At 68.1% G+C, this 22,886-nt stretch carries 20 protein-coding genes, 1 tRNA gene and 1 other RNA gene; 12 read left to right on the top strand and 10 right to left on the bottom strand.

What is annotated here, in order from left to right:
* Positions 1-6 precede the first annotated feature (6 nt).
* Positions 7-648 (bottom strand): class I SAM-dependent methyltransferase, encoded by a 642-nt coding sequence (locus B2869_RS12525; protein WP_021198644.1) that lies wholly within the window; start codon positions 646-648, stop codon positions 7-9.
* A gap of 68 nt (positions 649-716) precedes the next feature.
* On the opposite strand from B2869_RS12525, the gene hflX reads away from it, so the two are divergent.
* Positions 717-2,228 (top strand): GTPase HflX, encoded by a 1,512-nt coding sequence (gene hflX, locus B2869_RS12520; RefSeq protein ID WP_029259029.1) that lies wholly within the window; start codon positions 717-719, stop codon positions 2,226-2,228.
* A gap of 6 nt (positions 2,229-2,234) precedes the next feature.
* Here the strand turns inward: hflX and B2869_RS12515 are convergent, their stop codons facing one another.
* Positions 2,235-2,900, bottom strand: coding sequence for an SIMPL domain-containing protein (locus B2869_RS12515; protein ID WP_292767065.1), 666 nt, complete (start codon positions 2,898-2,900; stop codon positions 2,235-2,237).
* A 141-nt stretch (positions 2,901-3,041) separates the two neighbouring features.
* Between B2869_RS12515 and ssrA the strand changes: the two genes are divergently transcribed.
* Together ssrA and B2869_RS12505 are read left to right on the top strand one after the other, a co-directional pair.
* Positions 3,042-3,411, top strand: a transfer-messenger RNA (tmRNA) gene (gene ssrA, locus B2869_RS12510).
* 114 nt (positions 3,412-3,525) lie between these two features.
* On the top strand, positions 3,526-6,396 hold the full coding sequence (locus B2869_RS12505; RefSeq protein ID WP_292767062.1) for an HAD-IC family P-type ATPase: 2,871 nt from the start codon (positions 3,526-3,528) through the stop codon (positions 6,394-6,396).
* Between the two features lie 34 nt (positions 6,397-6,430).
* On the opposite strand, the gene B2869_RS12500 is transcribed toward B2869_RS12505, so the two are convergent.
* Both B2869_RS12500 and B2869_RS12495 read right to left on the bottom strand, forming a co-directional pair.
* Positions 6,431-6,997: a hypothetical protein gene (locus B2869_RS12500; RefSeq protein WP_292767059.1), complete on the bottom strand. Its 567-nt coding sequence runs from the start codon at positions 6,995-6,997 to the stop codon at positions 6,431-6,433.
* A 20-nt stretch (positions 6,998-7,017) separates the two neighbouring features.
* Positions 7,018-7,809: an inositol monophosphatase family protein gene (locus B2869_RS12495; protein ID WP_292767056.1), complete on the bottom strand. Its 792-nt coding sequence runs from the start codon at positions 7,807-7,809 to the stop codon at positions 7,018-7,020.
* Positions 7,810-7,965: 156 nt separating this feature from the next.
* On the opposite strand from B2869_RS12495, the gene B2869_RS12490 reads away from it, so the two are divergent.
* Together B2869_RS12490 and B2869_RS12485 are read left to right on the top strand one after the other, a co-directional pair.
* A tRNA-Lys gene (locus B2869_RS12490) sits at positions 7,966-8,038 on the top strand.
* Positions 8,039-8,363: 325 nt separating this feature from the next.
* Positions 8,364-9,875, top strand: a complete 1,512-nt coding sequence (locus B2869_RS12485; protein ID WP_292767053.1) for an Ig-like domain-containing protein — start codon at positions 8,364-8,366, stop codon at positions 9,873-9,875.
* Positions 9,876-10,013: 138 nt separating this feature from the next.
* Here the strand turns inward: B2869_RS12485 and B2869_RS12480 are convergent, their stop codons facing one another.
* The 4 genes from B2869_RS12480 to B2869_RS12465 all read right to left on the bottom strand — a co-directional run bounded on the left by B2869_RS12480 (position 10,014) and on the right by B2869_RS12465 (position 13,080).
* The gene (locus B2869_RS12480) at positions 10,014-10,496 is read right to left on the bottom strand and encodes a YbaK/EbsC family protein (RefSeq protein ID WP_029259033.1); all 483 of its coding nucleotides are present in this window, start codon (positions 10,494-10,496) and stop codon (positions 10,014-10,016) included.
* 99 nt (positions 10,497-10,595) lie between these two features.
* Positions 10,596-11,825: an MFS transporter gene (locus B2869_RS12475; RefSeq protein ID WP_036271558.1), complete on the bottom strand. Its 1,230-nt coding sequence runs from the start codon at positions 11,823-11,825 to the stop codon at positions 10,596-10,598.
* Positions 11,822-12,259: a MarR family winged helix-turn-helix transcriptional regulator gene (locus B2869_RS12470; protein ID WP_292767045.1), complete on the bottom strand. Its 438-nt coding sequence runs from the start codon at positions 12,257-12,259 to the stop codon at positions 11,822-11,824. Before B2869_RS12470 ends, B2869_RS12475 begins: the two co-directional genes overlap by 4 nt.
* A 35-nt stretch (positions 12,260-12,294) precedes the next feature.
* Entirely contained in the window at positions 12,295-13,080 is a 786-nt protein-coding gene (locus B2869_RS12465; RefSeq protein WP_292767042.1) for an IclR family transcriptional regulator, read from the bottom strand.
* A 104-nt stretch (positions 13,081-13,184) separates the two neighbouring features.
* Between B2869_RS12465 and B2869_RS12460 the strand changes: the two genes are divergently transcribed.
* The 3 genes from B2869_RS12460 to B2869_RS12450 are packed head-to-tail and all read left to right on the top strand — an operon-like array spanning position 13,185 to position 15,805.
* Complete coding sequence (locus B2869_RS12460) at positions 13,185-13,958, top strand: CoA transferase subunit A (protein ID WP_292767039.1); 774 nt, start codon at positions 13,185-13,187, stop codon at positions 13,956-13,958.
* Position 13,959: 1 nt separating this feature from the next.
* The gene (locus B2869_RS12455) at positions 13,960-14,628 is read left to right on the top strand and encodes a CoA transferase subunit B (protein WP_292767036.1); all 669 of its coding nucleotides are present in this window, start codon (positions 13,960-13,962) and stop codon (positions 14,626-14,628) included.
* Complete coding sequence (locus B2869_RS12450; protein ID WP_292767033.1) at positions 14,621-15,805, top strand: acetyl-CoA C-acetyltransferase; 1,185 nt, start codon at positions 14,621-14,623, stop codon at positions 15,803-15,805. Before B2869_RS12455 ends, B2869_RS12450 begins: the two co-directional genes overlap by 8 nt.
* Positions 15,806-15,829: 24 nt before the next feature.
* On the opposite strand, the gene B2869_RS12445 is transcribed toward B2869_RS12450, so the two are convergent.
* Entirely contained in the window at positions 15,830-16,129 is a 300-nt protein-coding gene (locus tag B2869_RS12445; protein ID WP_021200371.1) for a hypothetical protein, read from the bottom strand.
* A 9-nt stretch (positions 16,130-16,138) separates the two neighbouring features.
* Positions 16,139-17,344, bottom strand: coding sequence for a PLP-dependent aminotransferase family protein (locus B2869_RS12440; RefSeq protein ID WP_292767030.1), 1,206 nt, complete (start codon positions 17,342-17,344; stop codon positions 16,139-16,141).
* 210 nt (positions 17,345-17,554) lie between these two features.
* Here B2869_RS12440 and B2869_RS12435 point away from each other — a divergent pair, with 210 nt between their 5' ends.
* The 4 genes from B2869_RS12435 to ilvD all read left to right on the top strand — a co-directional run bounded on the left by B2869_RS12435 (position 17,555) and on the right by ilvD (position 22,885).
* On the top strand, positions 17,555-18,811 hold the full coding sequence (locus B2869_RS12435) for an MFS transporter (protein ID WP_292767028.1): 1,257 nt from the start codon (positions 17,555-17,557) through the stop codon (positions 18,809-18,811).
* A gap of 63 nt (positions 18,812-18,874) precedes the next feature.
* Positions 18,875-20,281: an alpha,alpha-trehalose-phosphate synthase (UDP-forming) gene (locus B2869_RS12430; RefSeq protein ID WP_292767025.1), complete on the top strand. Its 1,407-nt coding sequence runs from the start codon at positions 18,875-18,877 to the stop codon at positions 20,279-20,281.
* A 78-nt stretch (positions 20,282-20,359) separates the two neighbouring features.
* The gene (otsB, locus tag B2869_RS12425) at positions 20,360-21,157 is read left to right on the top strand and encodes a trehalose-phosphatase (RefSeq protein ID WP_292767022.1); all 798 of its coding nucleotides are present in this window, start codon (positions 20,360-20,362) and stop codon (positions 21,155-21,157) included.
* Between the two features lie 9 nt (positions 21,158-21,166).
* The gene (gene ilvD / locus B2869_RS12420) at positions 21,167-22,885 is read left to right on the top strand and encodes a dihydroxy-acid dehydratase (protein WP_021200376.1); all 1,719 of its coding nucleotides are present in this window, start codon (positions 21,167-21,169) and stop codon (positions 22,883-22,885) included.
* The last annotated feature ends 1 nt before the right edge of the window (position 22,886 follow it).

Genomic DNA, 22,886 nt, shown 5'->3' with positions numbered 1-22,886 from the left:
TCGGCCTCATCCGAGAATGATCGGCTCCGTCGGCGGGTTTCCGTGCTTGCGCACTTTCAGGATGCGGTAGCCCTTGCCCGTAGCGGTGCGGAAGACGCTGTAGCCGGGCTGGAAGGTCGATCCGATCCACCGCTGGAGCGAATCCGCACCGAGATTGCGCTGCACGACCAGCCAGGCATCGCTGCGCTCGTCGAGGCGCGGGATCCATCGCTCCAGAAGGCCGTGGAGTTCGTTCTTCCCGACGCGGATCGGCGGATTCGATCGGATCGTACGGAATGAGACGTGCTCGGGAACATCGTCGGGCAGGGATGCGTTGACATTGGTGAGCCCGAGAGCTGCGGCGTTGCGACGCACCAGATCGAGGGCACGCTCATTCACGTCGACGGCCCATACCGTCGCATGGGGAGCGGCCAGGGCCATCGACAATGTCACCGGACCCCAACCGCTGCCGAGGTCGAGAAGATCGCCGCCCGGGGGTACCGGGGGCATGTTGGCGAGGAGCACTGCAGTGCCGGCGTCGAGACGATCCGGGCTGAAGACCCCACCGGCGGTGGTGACTTCGAGCTCTCGACCCGCGAGTGATACGCGGATCTTACGCAGATTCTCGGGGCTTGCCGGGGCCGCAGTGAAGTAGTGATCTGACCCCATACGGTGAGCGTACCGGACAGCGCGGGCTAAGGTTAAGGCTCGCAACAAATCCCAGAGACAAGGAACGGATGACGGAGACCACCACACCCTCCACCGACGACCACACGGTCGATCGTGTACTCGCGAACGCGGAGAAGCGCTCGGACGTCCACCTCTTCGGCGCCGCACAGGCGCTGCAGGACGAATCGACGGCATCGCACGCGAGTACGGACGGCGCGCAGTGGGATCTCGAAGACCGACATGCTCTTCGACGCGTCGGTGGACTCTCGACAGAGCTCGAGGATGTCACCGAGGTCGAGTACCGGCAGTTGCGACTCGAGAACGTCGTACTGGTGGGCGTCTACCCCCAGGGGGCGCAGGAAGATGCCGAGAACTCGCTGCGGGAACTCGCCGCTCTGGCGGAGACCGCCGGCGCCGTCGTGCTCGACGGTGTCCTGCAGCGCCGCCCGCACCCCGACGCCGCGACATACCTCGGCCGCGGAAAGGCCCAGGAGCTCAAAGACATCGTCGCCGCTGTCGGGGCCGACACCGTGATCGCCGACACCGAGCTCGCGCCGAGCCAACGACGCGCTCTCGAGGACGTCGTCAAGGTCAAGGTCATCGACCGCACCACGGTGATCCTCGACATCTTCAGCCAGCACGCGAAGAGCCGAGAAGGTAAGGCCCAGGTCGAGCTCGCCCAGCTCGAGTATCTGCTGCCTCGTCTTCGCGGTTGGGGTGACTCGATGAGTCGCCAAGCCGGTGGTCAGGTCGGCGCCGGCGGCGCAGGCATGGGCTCGCGTGGTCCCGGTGAAACCAAGATCGAACTCGATCGCCGACGGATCCGCACGAAGATGGCTCTGCTTCGACGCCAGATCCGAGACTTCGGCCCTGCCCGCGACGCCAAGCGCGCCGAGCGCAAGCGGAACACGATTCCTTCCGTCGCGATCGCCGGATACACGAACGCCGGCAAGTCGAGTCTGCTCAATGCGCTGACCAGCGCTGGCGTCCTGGTCGAGAATGCCCTGTTCGCGACGCTGGATGCGACTGTGCGTCGTACGGAGACCGAAGACGGGCGTGTCTACACGCTCACGGACACCGTCGGGTTCGTGCGCAATCTCCCGCATCAGCTCGTCGAAGCGTTCCGGTCTACGCTGGAAGAGGTCGGCGAGGCCGACGTCGTGCTCCACGTCGTCGACGGTTCGCATCCCGACCCGGCAGGTCAGCTGCAGACCGTGCGCGACGTGCTCGGGGATGTCGGCGTCCGCGACCTTCCGGAGATCGTCGTCTTCAACAAGGCCGATCTGATCGCGGAGGACGAGAGGCTCGTGCTCCGTGGCCTTCAGCCGCACGCCCACTTCGTGTCGTCGCGGTCGGGCGAGGGAATCGCGGAACTGCGCGCAGCCGTCGAAGAAGCGCTCCCGAAGCCCGCCGTCGAGGTGCATGCCGTGATTCCGTATGACCGCGGCGATCTCGTGGCAGCGATCCACGAGTCGGGCATGCTCCTCTCCGTGGACCATCGAGAGGATGGCACCGCGGTGCATGCACGCGTGTCAGAGCGTCTCGCCGCGGAACTGGCGCCTTTCACCGCCCACGGCTGAACGCGACTATCGCGCGAGGAACCGCGCCTCCACCGTTGCGGAGATGACGATCTCCTCGGGCTCGTACTCCATGGCGGGTGCCGAGTCGGCGGCGAACGCCACGCCTCCACGCGCTTTGAGCATCGGAGCCCCGGGTGACGGCTGTCCGCTGGAGATGAGGCCGGTATCGGCGATCTCCAGCGGCGTGACCACACCGAGGCCGAGCGCGCCCGCGTAAGCCTCGGCTCGGGTCACGGCGACACCGACAGCGTCCGCCGCCACATCGCGCTCGATCCGCGTGCGCGTCTCGGGCGTGAGGTGCCAGTCCACCCCACCGATCTCGACGCCGTCCCAGGGGGAGATGTCGGAGACCCAGAGCGAGAGCTGGGAGGCTTCCGCGAACGTGGCGGTGTAGTCGATGCTGGCGTAGTAGACGGGGGCGAGGCGCTTGCCCTCGCTGCTCCAGGGGCGTTCGGCGCGCACCGAGAGCCGCTTGCTGGTCCAGTCGACGACGCTGCCGGCGTCTGCGCGCTCGGTGATGCTCGCGCGCACAGGCTCGGCGAGCCGCATCACGTTCTCGACGACCGTGGTGCGCTCGGGGCCCTCGGTGCGCACGCCGACACGGATGGTGGCGCGCTCAGGCGCGACTCGCGCTTCATGCTCGCCGCGGACGGTGACGGTGACTTCGCTCATGGGGTGACTCTACGCCAGCGGCTGGACCCGCCGTGGAATGGCGTGGCGGCGGAGAACGTTGTAGTCTGTGATGCTCGGGTGTTCCTCACCCGGGATGGTAATTCCACAGTGTGACAGCGGCTCCTTCGAGAGAAGGACCACGGGGCTGATCGGTTTCGACAGCGCCTGTGAATCCACGAGAAGCGGGCCGAGGATGCAGAGTTATCTCGTAAACGCTCTCTGCAAAAAAATAGTTGCCGAAACCAAGCGCAACGACTTCGCCCTCGCTGCATAAGCGAGCCCGATAGTCCGTCAGGCCGTATGTGATTCCGATACGGATCCTGGCGTCATCTAGGAATCTTGCTGCGTGATGGCGTCTGGACGTCACGTGGGACTCTTCCCAGGCTGGGCTCGTCGACTTAGGTGTCTGTGACAAAGGTCGGAGCCGAGCAGAACGTCTTCACAGACTGCGCCCGGAGAAGGCGTGGAGACTCAGCGTTGGACGGGGGTTCGATTCCCCCCAGCTCCACCATGTCGCTGTCACACAGGAATGAGGCCCGCCTCCCCAGTGATCACTAGGGAGGCGGGTCTTTTCATGTCCGCTCAGACGCCTGGGTACCGACGTCGTGGACCTATATTGAAGTCTGTGGACACGACCCCCGCAGACGTCTCAACCGGTCTCACGCAAGCTCAGGTCTCCGAACGCGTCGCCGCCGGAAAGACGAACGCCTTCGTTGCCGACACGAGTCGCAGCGCCTGGAGCATCGTGCGCGCGAACGTGTTCACGCTCTTCAACGGCATCGTCTTCGCCTGCTTCTTCGTGCTGTTCCTGGTCGGACGCTGGCAGGACGCACTCTTCGGACTCGCCGCGTTCGCGAACGCGATCATCGGATGTGTGCAGGAGTTCCGGGCGAAGTCGGCGCTCGATCGTCTGGCGCTGATGAACGCGCCGCGTGCGCTGGTGCTGAGAGACGGCGAGGAGGCGGAGATCGCCCCCGGCGACGTGGTCCTCGACGATGTCCTCGTCCTCCGCGCGGGTGAGCAGGTCCCTGCCGATGCCCGCGTGGTCACGGCCAGAGGCCTGCAGATCGATGAGTCGATGCTGACCGGGGAATCCGATCCGGTCGAGAAGCAGCCCGGCGACGACGCGCTGTCCGGGGCCGTGGTGGTCGCGGGGGAGGGAACCGCGACGGCGACGCGTGTGGGCGCCGATTCCTACGCGAACCACTTCGCCGGGGAGGCGAAGCGCTTCTCCCTCGTCTCCAGTGAACTGCGCACCTCGGTCAACCGGGTGCTGAAATGGGTGAGCTGGATCATCGGCCCCGTCGGCCTGCTCGTCCTGAACGCGCAGATCATCGTGCTCGGCGGCTACACCACCGTGTTCTCGAACGGCGCGTGGGTACAGGCGGTGGTGAACACGATCGCGTCTTTGACAGCGATGATCCCGCTGGGCCTGGTACTCATGACGAGCATCGCGTTCGCCGTCGGAGCCTCGAGGCTCGCACGCAGACAGGTGCTGGTGAACGAGCTGCCCGCGGTGGAGGGGCTCGCGCGAGTCGACATGGTCTGCCTCGACAAGACCGGCACGCTCACCGTCGGGGAGATCGGCTTCGACGAGACACATCCCCTGGACGGTCTCACCTCGGAGCAGGCCGAGAACGCGGCGACGGCACTGGCCTGGTACGCCGCATCACCGGACGCGAACGCGACGGCGCGTTCGCTGCGGGCGGCCTACCCGGTGGTCACGCCGGTCGTCGTCGAGGGATACATCCCGTTCTCATCGGCGCGCAAGTGGAGCGCGGTGTCATTCATCGGGGGATCAGGGACCTGGGTCATGGGCGCACCGGAGATGGTGTTCGGTGACGCGGCGACGTCATCGGACACGGAACTCGGGCGCACCGTCACCGCACTCGCCGAGACCGGTCGCCGCACCCTGGTCCTCGGGTACACGGAATCGTCCCTCTCCGACGCCGATGTCGATTCCGAACGGCTGCCGAACGCGCTCCAAGCGATCATCGTGCTCACCTTCCGCGAGCAGGTGCGCCCCGATGCAGCGCAGACCCTCGCCTATTTCGGTCGCCAGCAGGTCGGCATCCGCATCATCTCCGGCGACAACCCCCGCACGGTGGCGGCCATCGCCCGTGAAGTCGGTCTCGATGTCACAGAGGGTTTCGACGCCAGGGAGCTTCCCGATGACGACGCCCAGCTCGCCGACGTGCTCGACCGGCACACCGTCTTCGGGCGCGTGACCCCCGAGCAGAAGAAGCGCATGGTGACGGCGCTGCAGAGTCATGGACACACCGTCGCCATGACCGGGGACGGCGTCAACGACGCCCTCGCGATCAAGGCTGCGGACATCGGCATCGCGATGAACTCGGGGTCGCCGGCCACGAAGGCCGTCGCCAGACTCGTACTTCTCGACGGGCAGTTCTCGCATCTGCCGGACGTCGTCGCCGAGGGGCGTCAGGTCATCGCGAACATCGAGCGGGTCTCGATGCTGTTCTTGAACAAGACGGTGTACGCCACCTTGCTCGCGATCATCTTCGGCGCGTTCCTCCTCGAGTTCCCGTTCCTGCCGCGACAGCTCTCCATCACGGACGGCCTCACGATCGGCATCCCCGCCTTCTTCCTCGCGCTCATGCCGAACGCGGCGCGCTACGTGCCGGGTTTCCTCCGACGGTCGTTGAGTTTCGCGATCCCGTCGGGCATCGTCGTCGCGCTCGGGCTGACCTGGTACACGTTCATCGCGCGTGGACTCGGTGTGCACGAGGAGCAGCTGCGCACGGGCGCCACCGTGATCCTGGCCGTCGTCGGCATCTGGATTCTGGCGGTCCTCGCCCGCCCGCTCAACCGGTTCAAGGTGGCGGTCGTCGGGGCGATGTTCATCTTCCTCATCGCGGTGTTCACGATCCCGCTCGCTCGCGAGTTCTTCGTGCTCGTCGACCCGGGGGAGGACCTCGCCGTCGCGCTCACCGGGATCACGATCGTGATGGTCGCGGCCATCGAGATCGTGCGCTTCGCGCATCGCCGTCTGGTGCTGACGGTGCCGACGAGGGACGCTCCACGCGCGACGACGTCCTCCTCCACGGTGCCCGTCTCCTCGTCGGGCCCCGTCGCCACGGTGATCACCACGGTGGTCGCTGTGCTCGCATACGTCTTCGGCGCGCTGGCGACGGGCTTCGGGATACTGGTGTTCCTGGGACGCTACGACCCGGACGTGAGCGCCTCGGCCTTCTCGCTCACCGGCGCCGCCATCGCCCTGTTCGGTCTTCTGGTCTTCGCCGTCGCCGCCGGAGTCCGCCGCGGAAGCGGGCTCTCACGCCTCATGCTCACGATCTTCCTCGGCATCGCGATCGCGTTGAGCGCGGTCGTCCTCGTGTTCGGAGACCGCTGGGACTGGGGAGCGGCCTTGACGGTCGCGTTCGCGGCCGCGATCATCGTGCTGCTGTGGATACCACCGGCCTCCCGCACCTTCGGGCGGATACTCGAGAGTTCGATGGGGTCGGGTCGCCCCTGACGGGCATCGACCCCGACGGGTGTCGACGACGGCTCTAACGCGGCCACTCGATGAGGATGAGCCCCTGGCGCGTGTCCGCGAGGCGCACCCATCCGTCGCCGAAGAGATACGTCATGCCGTAGCCGTCTTCGTCCGTGCCCATGGCGTATCGGGCGTCTTCGGTGAAGTAGACGCCGTCAGGGCCGTCTTCCCGCTTCCAGCCCTCGGCGAGAAGTGCGGCCTGTGCCGATGCGGCATCGGAGTCGTCGATCGGAGACCAGCCGTACAGCTGCCCGTGGTCGGATCCGACGGTGTAGTCGGCCCAGAAGCACAGCAGCCCCTCGGTCAATTCGACACCCCCGACGACGAACTCCTTCGTCTCGGCGGTCCAGCCGGCATCGGCGAGAGCGGTGACCGTGCCGGCCGAGATCATCGACTCGCAGGTGAGTTCCGTTTCGGCCGGCTCCGGCGTAGGCGAGGTCACCGGCGCGGAGGATGGCGTCGGCTGCGGACTGTCGGCATCGGGCGTGGGCGACGTGCGCGGCTCCGGAGCGGTGCACGCGGTGAGGGCTCCGACGAGCAGCAGGACGCCCGCGGCTGCGGACATGATGCGGGAGTTCATCGCGGGGCCTCGTGGTTCGATCAGTTCTGCATCAGGGTGAGGAAGTCGTCGTGAAGGGTGCCGTTGGTTGCGAGTGTCGAGCGGGCGGAGATCGTCTCGACACCGTCGACGTCGGTCATGCGCCCGCCGGCCTCGCGGACGATCGGGACGGCCGCTGCGATGTCGTACTCCTTGACGTCGAACTCGGCGACCATGTCGATGCGTCCTTCGGCGAGGAGCATGTACGAGTAAACGTCTCCATAGGCACGGTCTCGCCAGACACGCCCGGCCACGGCCAGCAGCGTGTCGAGGCGCCCCGCCTCCGACCACTGCCCGATGCTCTGGAAGCTCACGCTCGCGTCGTCGAGAGAGGAGACCGACGACGTCCGGAGCCGACGCGGTTCGCCCTCGAGCGTGGTCCAGGCGCCTCCTCCGGCCGATGCCCACCAGCGCCGTCCGAGCGCCGGCATGCTCACCACTCCCACCTGGGGGACGCCGTCGATCGCCAGCGCGATCATCGTGCCCCACAGCGGGACGCCACGAAGGAAATTGGCCGTTCCATCGATCGGGTCGATGATCCACTGACGCTGGGTGCTGCCCTGCGCGCCGAACTCCTCGCCGAAGATGCCGTCTTCCGGCCGCTCGGTTTCGAGCATGCTGCGGATCGCGCGTTCCGTCGCGAGATCGGCGTCCGTCACGTGGGAGTTGTCGGCCTTCGTCGAGATCTCGAGGTCGGACGCGTCGAACCGGGGGAGCGACTGGGCATCGGCGGCATCTGCCAGGCGGAGTGCGAGTTCGAGGTCTTGCCGCAGGCTGTCGGGGGAGGTGGTCACGGTCTAAGAATACTGGCCGAATCGGCGGGGCCGGAGGGCCGAAAGACCATGTTTCGCTGCCCGCCCGGCGGCGGCGCGCCCGGGTGCCGGTCTCGATTTCACATGGGACCGGTCGGCTGGTAATGTAATTCCTCGGTCGGGGTTATCCCGGGCCACGCACCTCTAGCTCAATCGGCAGAGCAACTGACTCTTAATCAGTGGGTTCTGGGTTCAAGTCCCAGGGGGTGCACGGAACAGCCTCAGTAGATCTCGCCATCTACCGGGGCTTTTCTGCTTTCCCGGTCGCTTCCCGACGGGGCGAGCTTTTCCGCTCGCTTCTCCTCGACGTGTCGGCCGTTCTCTCCCGCGCGACGACAGCGATGTCATCGTGTGTCCGAGCGACGAGCGCGACGGATTCTGCGGTATCGCGTAATGGATCGAGCCCACCGCCGTCTCTCATATGGGGACACATGCCTCGCGCCCTCGGACGCCTCACTGCTTCGCAGCAGCGCCGACGGGATGGGCTACATCAAGAACTGGGGAAGATCTTGTACGAGAGAAACGGTGGCGCCGTCGTGCGCCGGAAGACAACCGCGATCATCGCCGCTGCGGCCGCAGCGCTGGGCGCCGTGATCACACTGGCGGGTGCGGGAGCCGCCTCAGCTGCGGAGTACGACTATCCCGCGGCCATCGATCCTTCGTCGATCACCGTGACCACGGTCGGCGGCGGCGGAGCGGTCTCGCAGTGGGACCAGGTGCGGGTCGATGCCGAGTGGTCGGTGCCGGACGGCGCGGTCGGTGGACAGACCTTCGGGTTCGCCCTGCCGAAGGAGTTCGCCCGGGCGGGGACATCCTTCTCGGTACCCTCTGCGGAGGATCCGAGCAAGACGATCGCCGAGTGCACCGTGAACACCGACGCCGCACCGGTCGTCACCTGCACGCTCACCGACTACGTGAACGGGCGCACCGGGGTCAGCGGCTCCCTGTGGTTCGTCGCCTCCGCCGATGAGCAGACGACCGAGAGCACGGTGGAGTTCACCGTCGATGGCACCATCACGCCCGTCGAGATTCCCGGCGGCGGCATCGGACCGTCGTCGCCGCTGCCCACAGAGCCGCAGAAGTGGTCGTGGCAGACGGATGACGGCAGGATCGCGTGGCAGCTGGCGCTGCCGGGTGCGAGCTTCGCGGGCGCGGAGTCGATCGTCGTCGACGACACCCTGACCGGGGCGGGCGACGGGTTCGCCGAACATCACAACGAGGATGAGCGGCTCGAGGTGTGGAGCACGACGATGCAGGATCAGGATCCGCAGTCGATCACGAACTGGACCGGATCATGGAACGACGGCGGCACGGCCTTCCACCTCGTGATCCCCGGTCCGATCGACCCGACGCGGATGTACTTCGTCAAGTACTTCACGGTGCCGAGCTCGCAGGTCGACGGCGCCACCTACGCCAACACCGCCGACGTCAACGGGATCAAGCTCGAGGACAGGGAGGTGTGGTCTGTCACCGGTGGGGGAAGCGGAGACGGCGACGCCACCGGCGCGTTCACCCTCACTAAGGTCGTCGGCGGCTCCGGTTCGTCTGAGGTACCGGCCGATGCCGTCTACACCGTGCGCTACAGCTATGGCGACCCGGTCGTCGAGCGCACCGTCACGATCACGGCGGGGGCGACCGCGCCGCTCATCCAGCTGCCCACGGGGACCGTGGTCACACTCGTGGAGCTCACGCCACCGGCGATCGAGGGGGTCGACTGGGGGGTTCCCGTGTTCTCGGGACCCGATGTGAACTCCATGGCCGACGGCGGAGCGCAGTTCACCGTCGGCTCCGGTACGACACTCGCGGTCACGCTCACCAACACCGCGACGACGACGCCGCCCGTGATTCCCCCGACGACACCGCCGACACCGCCCACCGCGGTCACTCCGCCCACCGAGCTGCCGCTCACGAGCGGGTCCTCGCTGGCCACCACCGGTGGCGATGTCCCCGCCTCGATGCTCTGGGGCGGCGGCGCCGCTCTGCTGCTCGGCATCGCGCTGACCGTTCTCGGAGCGGTCCGGGCGCGCTCGCGCGTGGCCCAGGACTGATCCACCGGACGAGGCCGGTGCCGAGGAGTCTCCTGCTCCGCGGTGCCGGTTTCGTCGTACCGGCTTCGTCGCGCGCGGGAGAGCAGAGGCTCTCCGGTCTGCCGCGAGATCCTTCTCCGTGAGGTCGTTTCCCGGGGGTCAGGCGACGGCGATCACCGTCGCGTCCGTGATACGGCGGAGCTCGTCGAACGTCAGTGGCATGACGGTGTGCGGATGGCCCGCGGCCGCCCACAGCTCTCGATGGTCCCGCAGTGCTTCGTCGATGAACGTGCGGAGCGGCGCGGGGTGCCCGACAGGCGCGACGCCGCCGATCGCCTGGCCGGTCGCCGAGCGGACCACGGATGCGGGCGCCATGGACACGTCGTCCGCGCCGATGCTCGCCCGCAGGGTGGAGAGCTCCACGCGGTGACCGCCGCTGGTCAGAACCAGGACGGGGACGCCATCGGCGAGGAACACCAGACTGTTGGCGATCGCCGCGACGTCGCACCCGATCGCCGCAGCGGCCTCCACGGCTGTGCGTGCGGAGTCCGGAAGCACACGGATCGCTGTCTCGACGCCGGCGTCCACGAGATGCTCATGCACGAGGCGGCTGCGTTCGGGGAGGGAAGGCGTTTCGCTCATCGCCCCACGATATCCAAGGCGCAGGCTGCGAGATCCAGAGGGTGCAGGCTGCGACGTCGGAGCGGGCTCCGCTGGCCGTTCCGACGTCGCAGGTCCGGTTCAGGCGGCGTCGCCTACGAGGATGGCCGCGGCGTCCTCCGTCGTCGCATCCGCGGGCTCGTCGTCGATGTGCGCGAGCACTCGGCGTCCCAGGAACACCGTGAGTGCGGCCAGCAGCACCGAGGCAGCGGCGAACAGGTAGGGAACCGTCGCGTTGAACGCGTGCCACAGCAGCGCCGCGATCGGGGGAGCCATCGCACCGCCGAGGAATCGCACGGCGGAGTACGCCGAGGAGGCGACGGAGCGCGGAAGATCCGTGGCCTCCATCACGGCCTCCGTGAGCACGGTGTTCATGACGCCGAGCAGGAGCCCGCCGATGACGATGCAGGCGACGAGAGCAGCGGCGTTCGCGACCAGGAGGCCGGCGGCGACGAGGTCGATCGCCAGGAGGGGGAGCACGACGAGGATGATGCGCGTGCGGGGCATCCGGCGCATCAGGATCGGCGCGACCCACACGCTGGTGACGGCGAGTGCGACGCCCCATCCGAAGAACGTGAAGCCGATTCCCATCGCGCCGAAGCCGAGGGGGAACGGCGAGAACGCCAGCAGCACGAAGAAACCGATGTTGTAGAACAGCGCTGTGATCGCGAGGACCGCCAGTGCGGGACGCCGCAGCGCGGCGAACGGCGCGGAGAACTTCACGGGAACCCGCTTCTCCCCGGGCCCCCGCAGCAGCACGAGCACGGCGACGAATGCGACGGCCATCAGCACGACGACGCCGAAGAACGGGCCGCGCCAGCTCTGCTCCCCGAGGAGTCCGCCGAGGAGAGGGCCCACGGCGATGCCGAGGCCGAGCGCGGCTTCGTAGAGCACGATGGCGGCGCTGCTGCCACCTGACGCGGCGCCGACGATCGTAGCGAGCGCGGTCGAGATGAACAGGGCGTTGCCGAGGCCCCAGCCTGCCCGGAAACCGATGACGGCATCGACACTGCCGCTCAGGGCGCACAGCAGGGCGAAGACGACGATCAGCGCCAATCCGATGAGCAGGGTGGCCTTCGCGCCGATGCGGCTCGAGATCCAGCTGGTAACGAGCATCGCGAGCCCGGTCACGAGGAGGTAGCTGGTGAACAGCAACTCGGTCTCGACCGGCGAGGCCTGGAGCGATTCCGCGATCGCGGGCAGGATCGGGTCCACGAGGCCGATGCCCATGAAGGCGACGACGCACGCGAATGCGACGGCCCACACCTGGGCCGGTTGCTTCCACACCGAGGGGGTGGCGGGGGTGTTCACCGAGATTCTCCTGTTCGATCAGTGGCGGTGTGCGCGGCGAGGATCTCCGCCGCACGGGTGAGGGCAGCCCATTCCTCGTCGCTCAGCGCGGCGAAGCGCGGGGCGAGCGTGTCACGGAACTCGGCGCGCCAGGCGGCGAGGGCGGCGGTTCCCCGTGGTGTGATGTCGACGACCGTCGCTCGAGAATCGTCGGGATCGGGGGAGCGGAGCACGAGTCCTTCCCGTTCCAAGCCGCCGAGGAGGCGGGTCATGCCGGGTTGGGTGGTGCGGGCGGCCTGGGCGAGCTCGCCCACTCGCCTGCCTCCCGCCTGTTCCAGGAGGCTCAGCACTCTCCACTGCGCCGCAGGCGCGTCGTTTCCGGCGTCCTGCGCGGCGATGCGTCCGAGCGCGTACCCCGACAGCACCAGAGAGGGGATGACGTCCACGCGATTCATACCAGAAAGTATATACCCGTTGGTATGAATGTCGATCACCGTCGGGTGCTGGCGATCCGCGCGGAGAGCTGGTGGGCGTGCGCGAGGAGGGTGCGCCCGAGTTCCGCCATCCGCTCCGGGCCGAAGCGGAACTCGACGCCGGTCAGGCTCAGCGCCCATTCCGGGCGCCCTGCACGATCGAAGACCGCAGCACCCAGCCCCCAGCTGCCCTCGACGATGAGTCCGGGGTTGACGGCATACCCGCGTTCCTTGGTCTCGGCGAGGCGCGCTCGGAGCGGGCTCTGTCCGTGTGCGCGCCCCCACGCTCCCTCCAGTTCCGGATGGCGGTCGAGATAGGCATCCACATCGTGGTCGGGAAGGAACGCCAAGATGGCGAGCCCTGCGCTGGCGACGCCGAGCGGGAAGCGGACGCCTTCGCTCAGCACGAAGGAACGGATCGGGAACGACCCTTCTTCGCGGAGGAGGCACACCGTCTCGTCCGCGCGCCGCACGGAGAGGAACGCGCTCTCCTCGGTCTTCACGGCGAGAGACCGGACGATATCGCGGGCGAGCGTGGTGACGTCGTAGCGGGCCGCTGCCACCGATCCCATGAGGAAGAGCTCCGGCCCGGGCATCCATCGCGTGCTCGCGCCGTCGCGGTCGACGAGTCCTTCCGATTTGAGGGCGCTCAGAAGGCGGTGGGCGGTCGAGCGCGAGAGCGCGGCGGCGACCGCGAGCTCCTGCAACGAGGCTCCGTCGGAGCCCGCGGCGGTCACCAGACGGAGCAGACGCGCGGCCCTCGCGATCGCCTGCGTGCCGGGAACTGAAGAGGCGGGTTCCATAATGTGGACGCTACCTCGGTGTTCGGCCACATCGCAAGATCCGGCTTCCCCGCAGACGGCTCGTCGGCGGATGCTGGGGTGAGCACGGAATCGAAGGAGCCGACGTGATCGACAAGCAATGGGAGTCTGCGGAGGCTGCCGTCTCCGACATCGAGGACGGAGCGTCGCTGGCCGTCGGCGGTTTCGGCCTGTCCGGGAACCCGATCGCTCTGATCGAGGCTCTCCTCGCGCAGGGCACCAAGGGCCTCAGCGTGGTGAGCAACAACTGCGGAGTGGATGACTGGGGACTCGGAGTGCTGCTCGCCGCGCAGCGTATCCACAAGATGACCTCGTCGTACGTGGGGGAGAACAAGGAGTTCGAGCGTCAGTTCCTGAGTGGCGAACTCGAACTCGAACTCACCCCGCAGGGCACCCTGGCAGAGAAGCTCAGGGCCGGCGGCTCGGGGATCGCCGCGTTCTACACCCAGACGGGTGTCGGGACGCAGGTCGCCGAGGGCGGGCTGCCGCGCCGGTACAACCCTGACGGAACCATCGCCGCCGCTTCGCCGGTGAAGGACGTGCGAGTCTTCGCGGTGAACGGGCAGCCGAAGGAGTTCGTCCTGGAAGAGGCGATCACCACCGACTTCTCGCTCGTGCACGCGGCACGCGGCGACCGACACGGCAACCTCGTGTTCAACAAGGCCGCGCGCAACTTCAATCCGCTCGCCGCGATGGCCGGTCGCATCTGCATCGCGCAGGTCGAGCAGCTGGTGGAGCCGGGCGAGCTCGACCCCGACGACATCCACCTCCCCGGCGTGTTCGTGCACCGGATCGTCGAGGTGGGCCTCGACATCCCCAAGCGCATCGAGCGGCGGACCGTCGCCGTGGAAGGAGCCTGAGATGGCACTCACCCGTGAGCAGATGGCGGCCCGCGCGGCGATCGAGTTGGAGGACGGCGCCTACGTCAACCTCGGCATCGGCCTGCCCACCCTCGTACCCAACCATGTCCCGCCCGGGGTCACGGTCGTCCTGCAGTCGGAGAACGGCATCCTGGGCGTCGGCCCCTACCCGCGCGAGGACGCGGTCGATCCAGACCTCATCAACGCCGGCAAGGAGACGGTCACCACCCTCCCCGGAGCGGCGTTCTTCGACTCCGCGACCAGCTTCGGGATGATCCGCGGCGGCAAGATCGACGCGGCGATCCTGGGTGCGATGCAGGTCTCCGTGAGAGGCGACCTCGCGAACTGGATGATCCCGGGCAAGATGGTCAAGGGGCCCGGCGGTGCCATGGATCTGGTTCACGGAGCCGGCCGCGTCATCGTGCTCATGGAGCACGTGGCCAAGGACGGCTCCGCGAAGATCGTCGACGAGTGCTCGCTGCCGTTGACCGGTCGCGGTGTCGTCGATCGGATCATCACCGACCTCGCCGTGGTCGATGTGACGGCCGAAGGCCTGGTGCTCGTCGAGACGGCGCCGGGCGTCACGGTCGACGAGGTCATCGCCGCCACGGAACCACCGCTCACCATCTCCCGCGCTCTCCTCACCGGAAGGACCACAGACCATGACTGAGAACGATGTCGTCATCGTCGCCGCCGCCCGCACGCCTCAGGGTCGCCTCAAGGGGCAGCTCGCCGCGTTCACCGCACCTCAGCTCGGCTCTTTCGCCATCCGAGGTGCGCTGGAGCAGAGCTCGATCGATCCGGCCGACGTCGACGCGGTGATCGTCGGCCAGGTGCTCGCCGCCGGGTCGGGGCAGAACGCGGCGCGTCAGGCGGCCATCGGCGCAGGGATCGGGTGGGACGTTCCCGCGCACTCCGTGAACAAGGTGTGCCTGTCCGGTTTGACCGCCATCATCGACGCGGCGCGGATGATCCGCACCGGCGACGCCGATGTGGTCGTCGCCGCAGGGATGGAATCGATGACGCGCGCGCCCCATCTGCTCATGGGGTCGCGCGACGGCTGGGCCTACGGCAGCGTCGAGGTTCTCGACCACATGGCATACGACGGCCTCACGGATGCGTATGACCGGGAGAGCATGGGGGCGTCCACCGAGCGGCACAACGCGCGCTTCGGGCTGACCCGTGAAGCGCAGGACCGGGTGGCCGCGCTGTCGCACCAGCGGGCGACGGCCGCGCAGGAGGCGGGCCTCTTCGACGAGGAGATCGTCGCCGTAGACGTGCCGCAGCGTCGGGGAGAGCCCGTGCGCGTGACGAGGGACGAGGGCGTGCGTCCGGACACCACCGTCGAGACCCTCGCGGGGCTGCGAGCCGCGTTCGCAGAGGGAGGTTCGATCACGGCGGGGAACTCATCACCGATCTCCGACGGTGCCTCGGCTGTGGTGGTGACGACACGACGGACTGCGGACGCCAAGGGATGGCCCGTGCTCGTGACCGTGGGGGCGAGCGGTCAGACCGCCGGTCCCGACAACTCGCTGCAGGCGCAGCCGGCGCGTGCCATCGAACGTGCGTGCGAGAAGCAGGGCATCGCGCCTGCCGACCTCGACCTGGTGGAGATCAACGAGGCCTTCGGCGCTGTCGTCGCCCGTTCGCAGGAGGAGCTCGGCCTGGACGAGGGCATCGTGAACATCCATGGCGGCGGCATCGCCATCGGCCACCCGATCGGCGCATCCGGGAACCGGCTCGTGGTGCATGTCGCACATGAGCTCGCTCGTCGAGGTGGCGGTACGGCCGCCGTCGGCCTCTGTGGCGGTGGCGGTCAGGGAGAAGCTCTCATCCTCACCCGGTGACACGAGTCTCGGGCGGGGAGGACGTCAGGGGCGAGCGTCCTTGGCGTGGTCCTGCGTGTCGGCGAGAGCCTTCTGCGACCGGAACTGCAGTCGCTGGGCCTTCTTCGCCTTCTTGACCGACTGGGGTGAGTCGGCGTCGACCAGGACGCCGCGGCGTTCACGGTTCATGTCGACGACCGCGCCGACCGCGAGTGCCATCGTGATTCCCCAGCTCACCCACGACAGGACGGCGCGCCAGGTGATCGGCTGCTCGCGCGTGCCACGCAGCAGGGAGACCCCGGCAGAGATCGCAGCGACAAGTCCGGTGCTGAAGAGGTAGCGCATGCCCCCACGCTACCTTCCCGTACCCCAGGTCGCACCGAGCCTTGACAAGCCCTCCCTGATCCTGGCAGGAGAGTAGGTGGTGAAGGACAGGCGGAGGGTGCGTTCGTCGGGGATGCCGGAGAAGAACGACGTGCCCGGCACGAAAGCGACGTCGCGGGCGAGCGCTGCGGGAAGCGCCGCTGCGGCGTCCCGTCCCTCGGGGAGTCGAACCCAGACGAACATGCCACCGTCGGGTCGGTTCCAGCTGCTTCCGTCCGGGAGCGCGGAGGGAAGCATCTCCAGCATCGCGTCGCGACGAGCGGCATACGCTTCGCGGATGCGCGAGAGCGCGATTTCGCCGCGGCCCGAAGCGAGGTAGTGGGCGGCCGCGGCCTGGTCGATCGTGGAGGTGTGCAGGTCGGCCGCCTGTTTGGCGATCGTGATCGACGGGCGGATGTCGGCCGTGGTGCGGATCCAGCCGATGCGCAGGCCGGGTGCGATCACCTTGGAGAAGCTGCCGAGGCTGATGACATGTTCGGGGGCGAACGCGGCGAGCGAGGGGAGGGCATCCCCCGAGTACCGCAGCTGGCGGTACGGCTCGTCCTCGACGATCCGGAAGCCTCGGCGCTGCGCGATCGCGGCGATCGTGCGGCGTGCTTCGACATCGTGCGTGCGTCCGGTCGGATTCTGAAACGTGGGCACGGTGTAGAAGAACTTCGGTCCATGGTGCGCAGCGGAGCGGTCCAGTGCGTCGAGGTCGAGGTCGTCGCCGACGTAGGGGACACCGATGACGCGGGCACCGGCAAGCGCGAACGTCTGGAGCGCCGCGAGGTAGCAGGGCTCTTCCACCAGGATCGTGTCGCCCGGATCGACGAGCGTCGTCGAGATGAGCCCCAACCCCTGCTGCGACCCCGTCGTGACGATGAGGTCGGATGCCGCAGTGGGCAGGCCGTCGGACGAATATCGTTCAGCGACCGCGTCCCGCAGTCCCGGGTCTCCCTCGGACGTGGAGTACTGGAGCACCCCCGGGGAGTCGAGCACGGCATCGAACGCGGCGCGGATGCCCTCGACGTCGAAGAGTTCGGGCGCGGGGAGGCCGCCGGCGAACGAGATGACCTCGGGGCGCGCGGTGAGGGCCAGCAGGTCGCGGACCGGCGACGTCTTGGCACTGCCGGCACGCTGTGAACGCGACGGGAGGGAGAGGATCGGCGCGGCGGCCTGCGGGGCTGTGGGCAACGGGGACTCCTCGGGCGCGTGTCGTTCGACGGGGTGTCGCCCAGACTAGACCCGTCGCGAGGCGCCGGCTTCCCTGCTGTTCCCCGGGTCGACCCGCTATCATGGCCTGGTCGCGGCTCGCCCGCGGCCGCACACCGTGTATCTACCGGCCGTCGGCATTCCGACGGACAGCGGCGGCACCCGACACCGCGTCCTCGACGCGCGAGAGCCATGACACGCGCCACAGCAATCCCACCACTCACCGAGCCGAGCCTTCTGCGTCTCGCCGGTCTGCCCTACTTCCTGATCGCCTTCATCGCCCGGCTGCCGTTCGCCATGATGGTGGTCGGCGTCTTGACCGTGGTCGTGTCCGCCCGCGGTTCCCTGTCCCTGGGTGGGCTCACGTCCGCAGCCGTCGGCCTCGGCACGGCCTGCTTCGGGCCTCTTCTCGGCGCGGCTGCAGACCGCTTCGGTCAGCGCGTCGTCCTGATGATGCTCGCCCTCGCCAACGGCGCCATGCTCCTGCTCTTCACGTTCGTGGTCTACGGCACCGCGGCAGACGGCTTCGTGCTGCTCGCCGCAGTGGGCATCGGTGCCACGGCCCCGCAGGTCGCACCGCTCTCGCGCTCGCGGCTGGTGACGATCATCAACGAGCGGATGGCCGTGGGGCGCCGCGCCAAGACGGTGTCGGGCACGATGGCCTACGAGTCCGCCGCCGACGAGACCGTGTTCGTCTTCGGTCCCTTCCTGGTCGGTATCCTCGCATCGGCCATCGCGCCGTGGGCACCGCTGGTCGGCGCCGCCGTGCTCACGGTGGTCTTCGTCGGTGCCTTCGCTTTGCACCCCAGCGGCCGACACGTGTCGCAAGATCGCGACGCCGACGGCAGGGCGCCGTCCGCCGTCTCCGAGCTGTTCCGCCCGCAGCTGCTGATCGTCGTCCTCGGCATCCTCGGAGTCGGGATCTTCTTCGGCACGATGCTCACCTCGCTGACGTCGTTCATGGCCGATCGCGGCGCTCCAGAGCAGGCCGGGCTCCTCTACGGGGTCATGGGCGTCGGTTCCGCGATCCTCGCGCTCGGCGTCGCCTGGCTTCCTGTCGCCTTCTCGATGCGAGCGCGATGGCTCGTCTTCTCCGGCATCCTGCTGGCGGGCACCCTTCTGCTCGGATTCGTGGACACACCGGGCACGATGATGCTGGCGCTCGCGATCATGGGAATCGGCATCGGACCCACCCTCGTCACGCAGTACAGCTTCGGCGCCGCTCGCAGTCCGCGCGGACGCTCGGCCACCGTCATGACCATGTTGGGATCCGGTGTGGTCGTCGGACAGTCGATCGGAGCCGCGTTCGCCGGCGAGATCGCAGAGAACGTCGGCACTCCTGCGGCGCTGCTCTTGCCGATGATCGCGGCGTTCATCGCCTTCGCGGCGGGCGTGGCCAACTGGTTCCTGAGTGGCGTGGGCCGCCGGGAGGCTCTCGTCAAGGCCTGATCGACGATCCGCGGAAATCCGCGTTCCTCGATAGCCTGGAGGAAACCCCCGGGAGGAGCCCTCGTGGCCGCAGCAGATTTCGTCGTCGTCGCCAACCGCCTGCCCGTGGATCGTGTGGTGGGGCCCGATGGTGAGGAGACCTGGCGCACGTCTCCCGGCGGACTCGTCGCCGCCCTCGAACCGATGATGCGCAGTGTCCACGGAGCCTGGGTGGGCTGGCCCGGTCAGGCCGACGTCGAGCTGGAGCCTTTCGAGGCCGACGGCATCGATCTGATTCCGGTCGCGTTGAGCGCTCAGGAGGTGGCGGAGTACTACGAGGGCTTCGCGAACGACACGATCTGGCCGCTCTATCACGACGTGATCGCTCCTCCGCAGTACCACCGCGAGTGGTGGGATGCCTATGTCACCGTGAATCGACGGTTCGCCGAGGCGGCCGCCGATGCCGCGGCGCCGGAGGGCACGGTCTGGGTTCACGACTACCAGCTGCAGCTCGTGCCGCAGATGGTGCGCGAACTGCGCCCGGATGTCACGATCGGGTATTTCCATCACATTCCGTTCCCCGCACACGGGCTCTACGCGCAGCTGCCGTGGCGCGACCAGGTACTGCGCGGGCTGCTCGGCGCCGACGTCATCGGCTTCCAGCGCGCGCAGGACGCCACCTACTTCCTGACCGCCGTACGCCGACGGCTGCGCTACGAGGTCAAGGGGCCGCACGTCTCCGTCCCAGAGGGGGAGGGCACCCGAACCGCGATGGCCCGGGCTTTCCCCATCTCGATCGACACCACCCCGTATCTCGAGCTCGCTGCCAGGGAGGATGTGCGAGCGAGGGCGGCGGAGATCCGAGAGAGCCTCGGAAACCCGAAGCGCATCCTGCTCGGGGTCGACAGGCTCGACTACACCAAGGGCATCCGTCACCGCATCAAGGCGTACGGCGAGCTGCTGGCCGAGGGACGCCTCAAAGTCGAAGACGTGACGCTCGTGCAGGTCGCCAGTCCCAGCCGGGAGCGTGTGGATGCGTACGTGCACCTGCGCGACGAGATCGAGCTCGCGGTCAGCCGCATCAACGGCGATACCGACACGATGGGTCATTCCGCGATCCGATATCTTCACCAGGGCTATCCGCGCGAAGAGATGGTCGCGCTGTACCTCGCCGCAGATGTGATGCTGGTGACGGCCCTGCGGGACGGCATGAACCTCGTCGCCAAGGAGTATGTCGCGACCCGGGTCGACGACCGCGGAGTGCTGGTGCTCAGCGAGTTCACCGGCGCCGCGGATGAGCTGCGGCAGGCGGTCCGGGTGAACCCGCACGACATCGAGGGTCTCAAGGATGCGATCATGACGGCCGTGGAGATGCCGCCGGCGGAGCAGGGGCGGCGTATGCGGTCGCTTCGACGTCGGGTGCTGGACAACGACGTCGACGCGTGGTCGTCGTCGTTCCTTGCCGCCCTCTCCGAGGTCCGTGGTCGCTGACGTTCCTCCACGACCGAGATACTGAGCGTGCGGCTCACGCCGGAGCCGCCGAGAACCACCCCTGTGATTGGAGAATCCGTGACGCGTCCCTGGACCCCCGGAACCGCTGACGACGACCTGCAGGCTCTGGCTGCCACACCGCGGTTGGTGGTCGCCCTCGACTTCGACGGCACGGCTTCTCCTCTGGTCGCAGACCCGATGGCGGCACGGGCGCTTCCCGAGGTGGCGGTTCAGGTCGAACGTCTCGCTGCTCTGCCGGACACGGTCGTCGCCTACGTCTCCGGTCGCAGCATGCACGACCTTCGCGTGATCACCGAGCACACGGACGACTCCGCGATCGCGTTGGCCGGCTCACACGGCGCCCAGTACTGGTTCCCCGGCGAGGGCGACGTGGACGCACCAGGCGAGGAGACGGAAGAAGGGGCTCGGGAAGAGCTCTGGGCTGCGGCGAAGCCGATCATCGAGCGGTACGAGGGTGCGGAGTTCGAGCCCAAGACCTTCGGCATGGGCGTGCACACCCGCCGTGCGGACCGGGAGACCGAGCAACGCGTCTTCGCCGAGATCGACGCGCTCGTCGCCGAGCGATTCCCGCACTGGCGGCGGCGCTCCGGGCACCGGGTTCTCGAATTCTCCTCGCGCACCGAGGGCAAGGACGCCGCGATGGCCGCGCTCCGCGATCGTTTCGATGCCACGGGGATCCTGTTCGCCGGCGACGATGTGACCGACGAGGACGCGATGCGTGTGCTCGGAGAGGGCGACCTCGGCGTGCGCGTGGGCCCGGGGGAGAGCGTCGCGACCTTGCGTGTGGACACTCCACAACAGATCGCCGAGCTTCTGGAGGCGTTGGCGGACGAACGCGCCTCTCGTCGGCAATAGACTTCCGTCATGTCCTCGCATGATCCCTCTCACAGCGCGCCCATCGACATCAAGCCCCGCAGCCGCGTCGTCACCGACGGCATCGAGGCCACGACCTCCCGAGGCATGCTCCGTGCCGTCGGCATGGGAGACGCCGACTGGGACAAGCCGCAGATCGGTATCGCGTCGAGCTGGAATGAGATCACTCCCTGCAACCTGAGTCTCGACCGTCTCGCTCAGGGGGCCAAGGAAGGCGTGCACTCCGGCGGCGGCTACCCGCTGCAGTTCGGCACGATCTCCGTCTCGGACGGCATCTCGATGGGCCACGAGGGGATGCACTTCTCGCTCGTGTCGCGCGAGGTCATCGCCGACTCCGTCGAGACCGTCATGATGGCCGAGCGCCTCGACGGTTCCGTGCTCCTCGCCGGCTGCGACAAGTCGATCCCCGGAATGCTCATGGCCAGCGCGCGCCTCGACCTGTCGAGCGTGTTCCTGTACGCCGGGTCGATCGCTCCCGGCTGGGTCAAGCTCTCGGACGGCACCGAGAAGGACGTCACGATCATCGACTCGTTCGAGGCGGTCGGTGCCTGCCGTGCCGGTCTCATGAGCGAGGAGGACCTCAAGCGCATCGAGTGCGCCATCGCTCCCGGCGAGGGCGCCTGCGGCGGCATGTACACCGCCAACACCATGGCGTCGGTCGCGGAGGCCCTCGGCCTCAGCCTTCCGGGTTCGGCGGCTCCACCCGCAGCGGATCGTCGTCGCGACTACTACGCGCACCGCTCGGGTGAGGCCGTGGTGAACCTGCTCCGTCAGGGCATCACGACGCGCGACATCCTCACCAAGGAGGCGTTCGAGAACGCGATCGCCCTCGCGATGGCCCTCGGCGGTTCCACGAACGTCGTCCTGCACCTGCTCGCGATCGCCCGTGAGGCCGACGTCGAGCTGAGCCTGCACGACTTCAACCGCATCGGCGACAAGGTCCCGCACGTCGCCGACATGAAGCCCTTCGGCAAGTACGTGATGAACGACGTCGATCGTCACGGCGGCATCCCCGTGATCATGAAGGCGATGCTCGACGAGGGCCTGCTGCACGGCGACGCGCTCACCGTCACGGGCAAGACGCTCGCCGAGAACCTCGCCGACCTCGACCCGCAGCCGATCGACGGCGAGGTCATCCACACCTTCGACAACCCGATCCACGCGACCGGCGGCCTCACGATCCTGCACGGCTCCCTCGCCCCCGAGGGCGCTGTCGTCAAGACCGCCGGCTTCGACGCCGCCGTGTTCGAGGGCCCCGCACGCGTGTTCGAGCGCGAGCGCGCCGCCATGGACGCGGTCGCCGAGGGCGAGATCGAGCCCGGCACCGTCATCGTGATCCGCTACGAGGGACCCAAGGGCGGACCGGGCATGCGCGAGATGCTCGCCATCACTGCGGCCATCAAGGGCGCGGGGCTCGGAAAAGATGTACTACTCTTGACTGACGGACGATTCTCAGGCGGCACAACCGGCCTGTGCATCGGCCACATAGCACCCGAAGCGGTGGACGCAGGTCCTATCGCCTTCGTGCGCGATGGTGATCTGATACGGGTCGATATCGCAGCTCGCTCTCTCGATCTACTCGTCGACGAGGCAGAGCTCGCCTCCCGCCGTTCTGGCTGGGAGCCGCTTCCCCCGCGCTACACCCGAGGCGTTCTTGCCAAGTACTCGCGCCTCGTGCGGTCCGCCGCCGAGGGAGCGACCACCGGCTGAC

It is taken from the genome of Microbacterium sp. UBA3486, assembly GCF_002377845.1.
Lineage (GTDB): Bacteria > Actinomycetota > Actinomycetes > Actinomycetales > Microbacteriaceae > Microbacterium > Microbacterium maritypicum_A.
The sequence above is the reverse complement of the archived record's forward strand: the minus strand, read 5'-3'. Positions and strand labels throughout refer to the sequence as shown.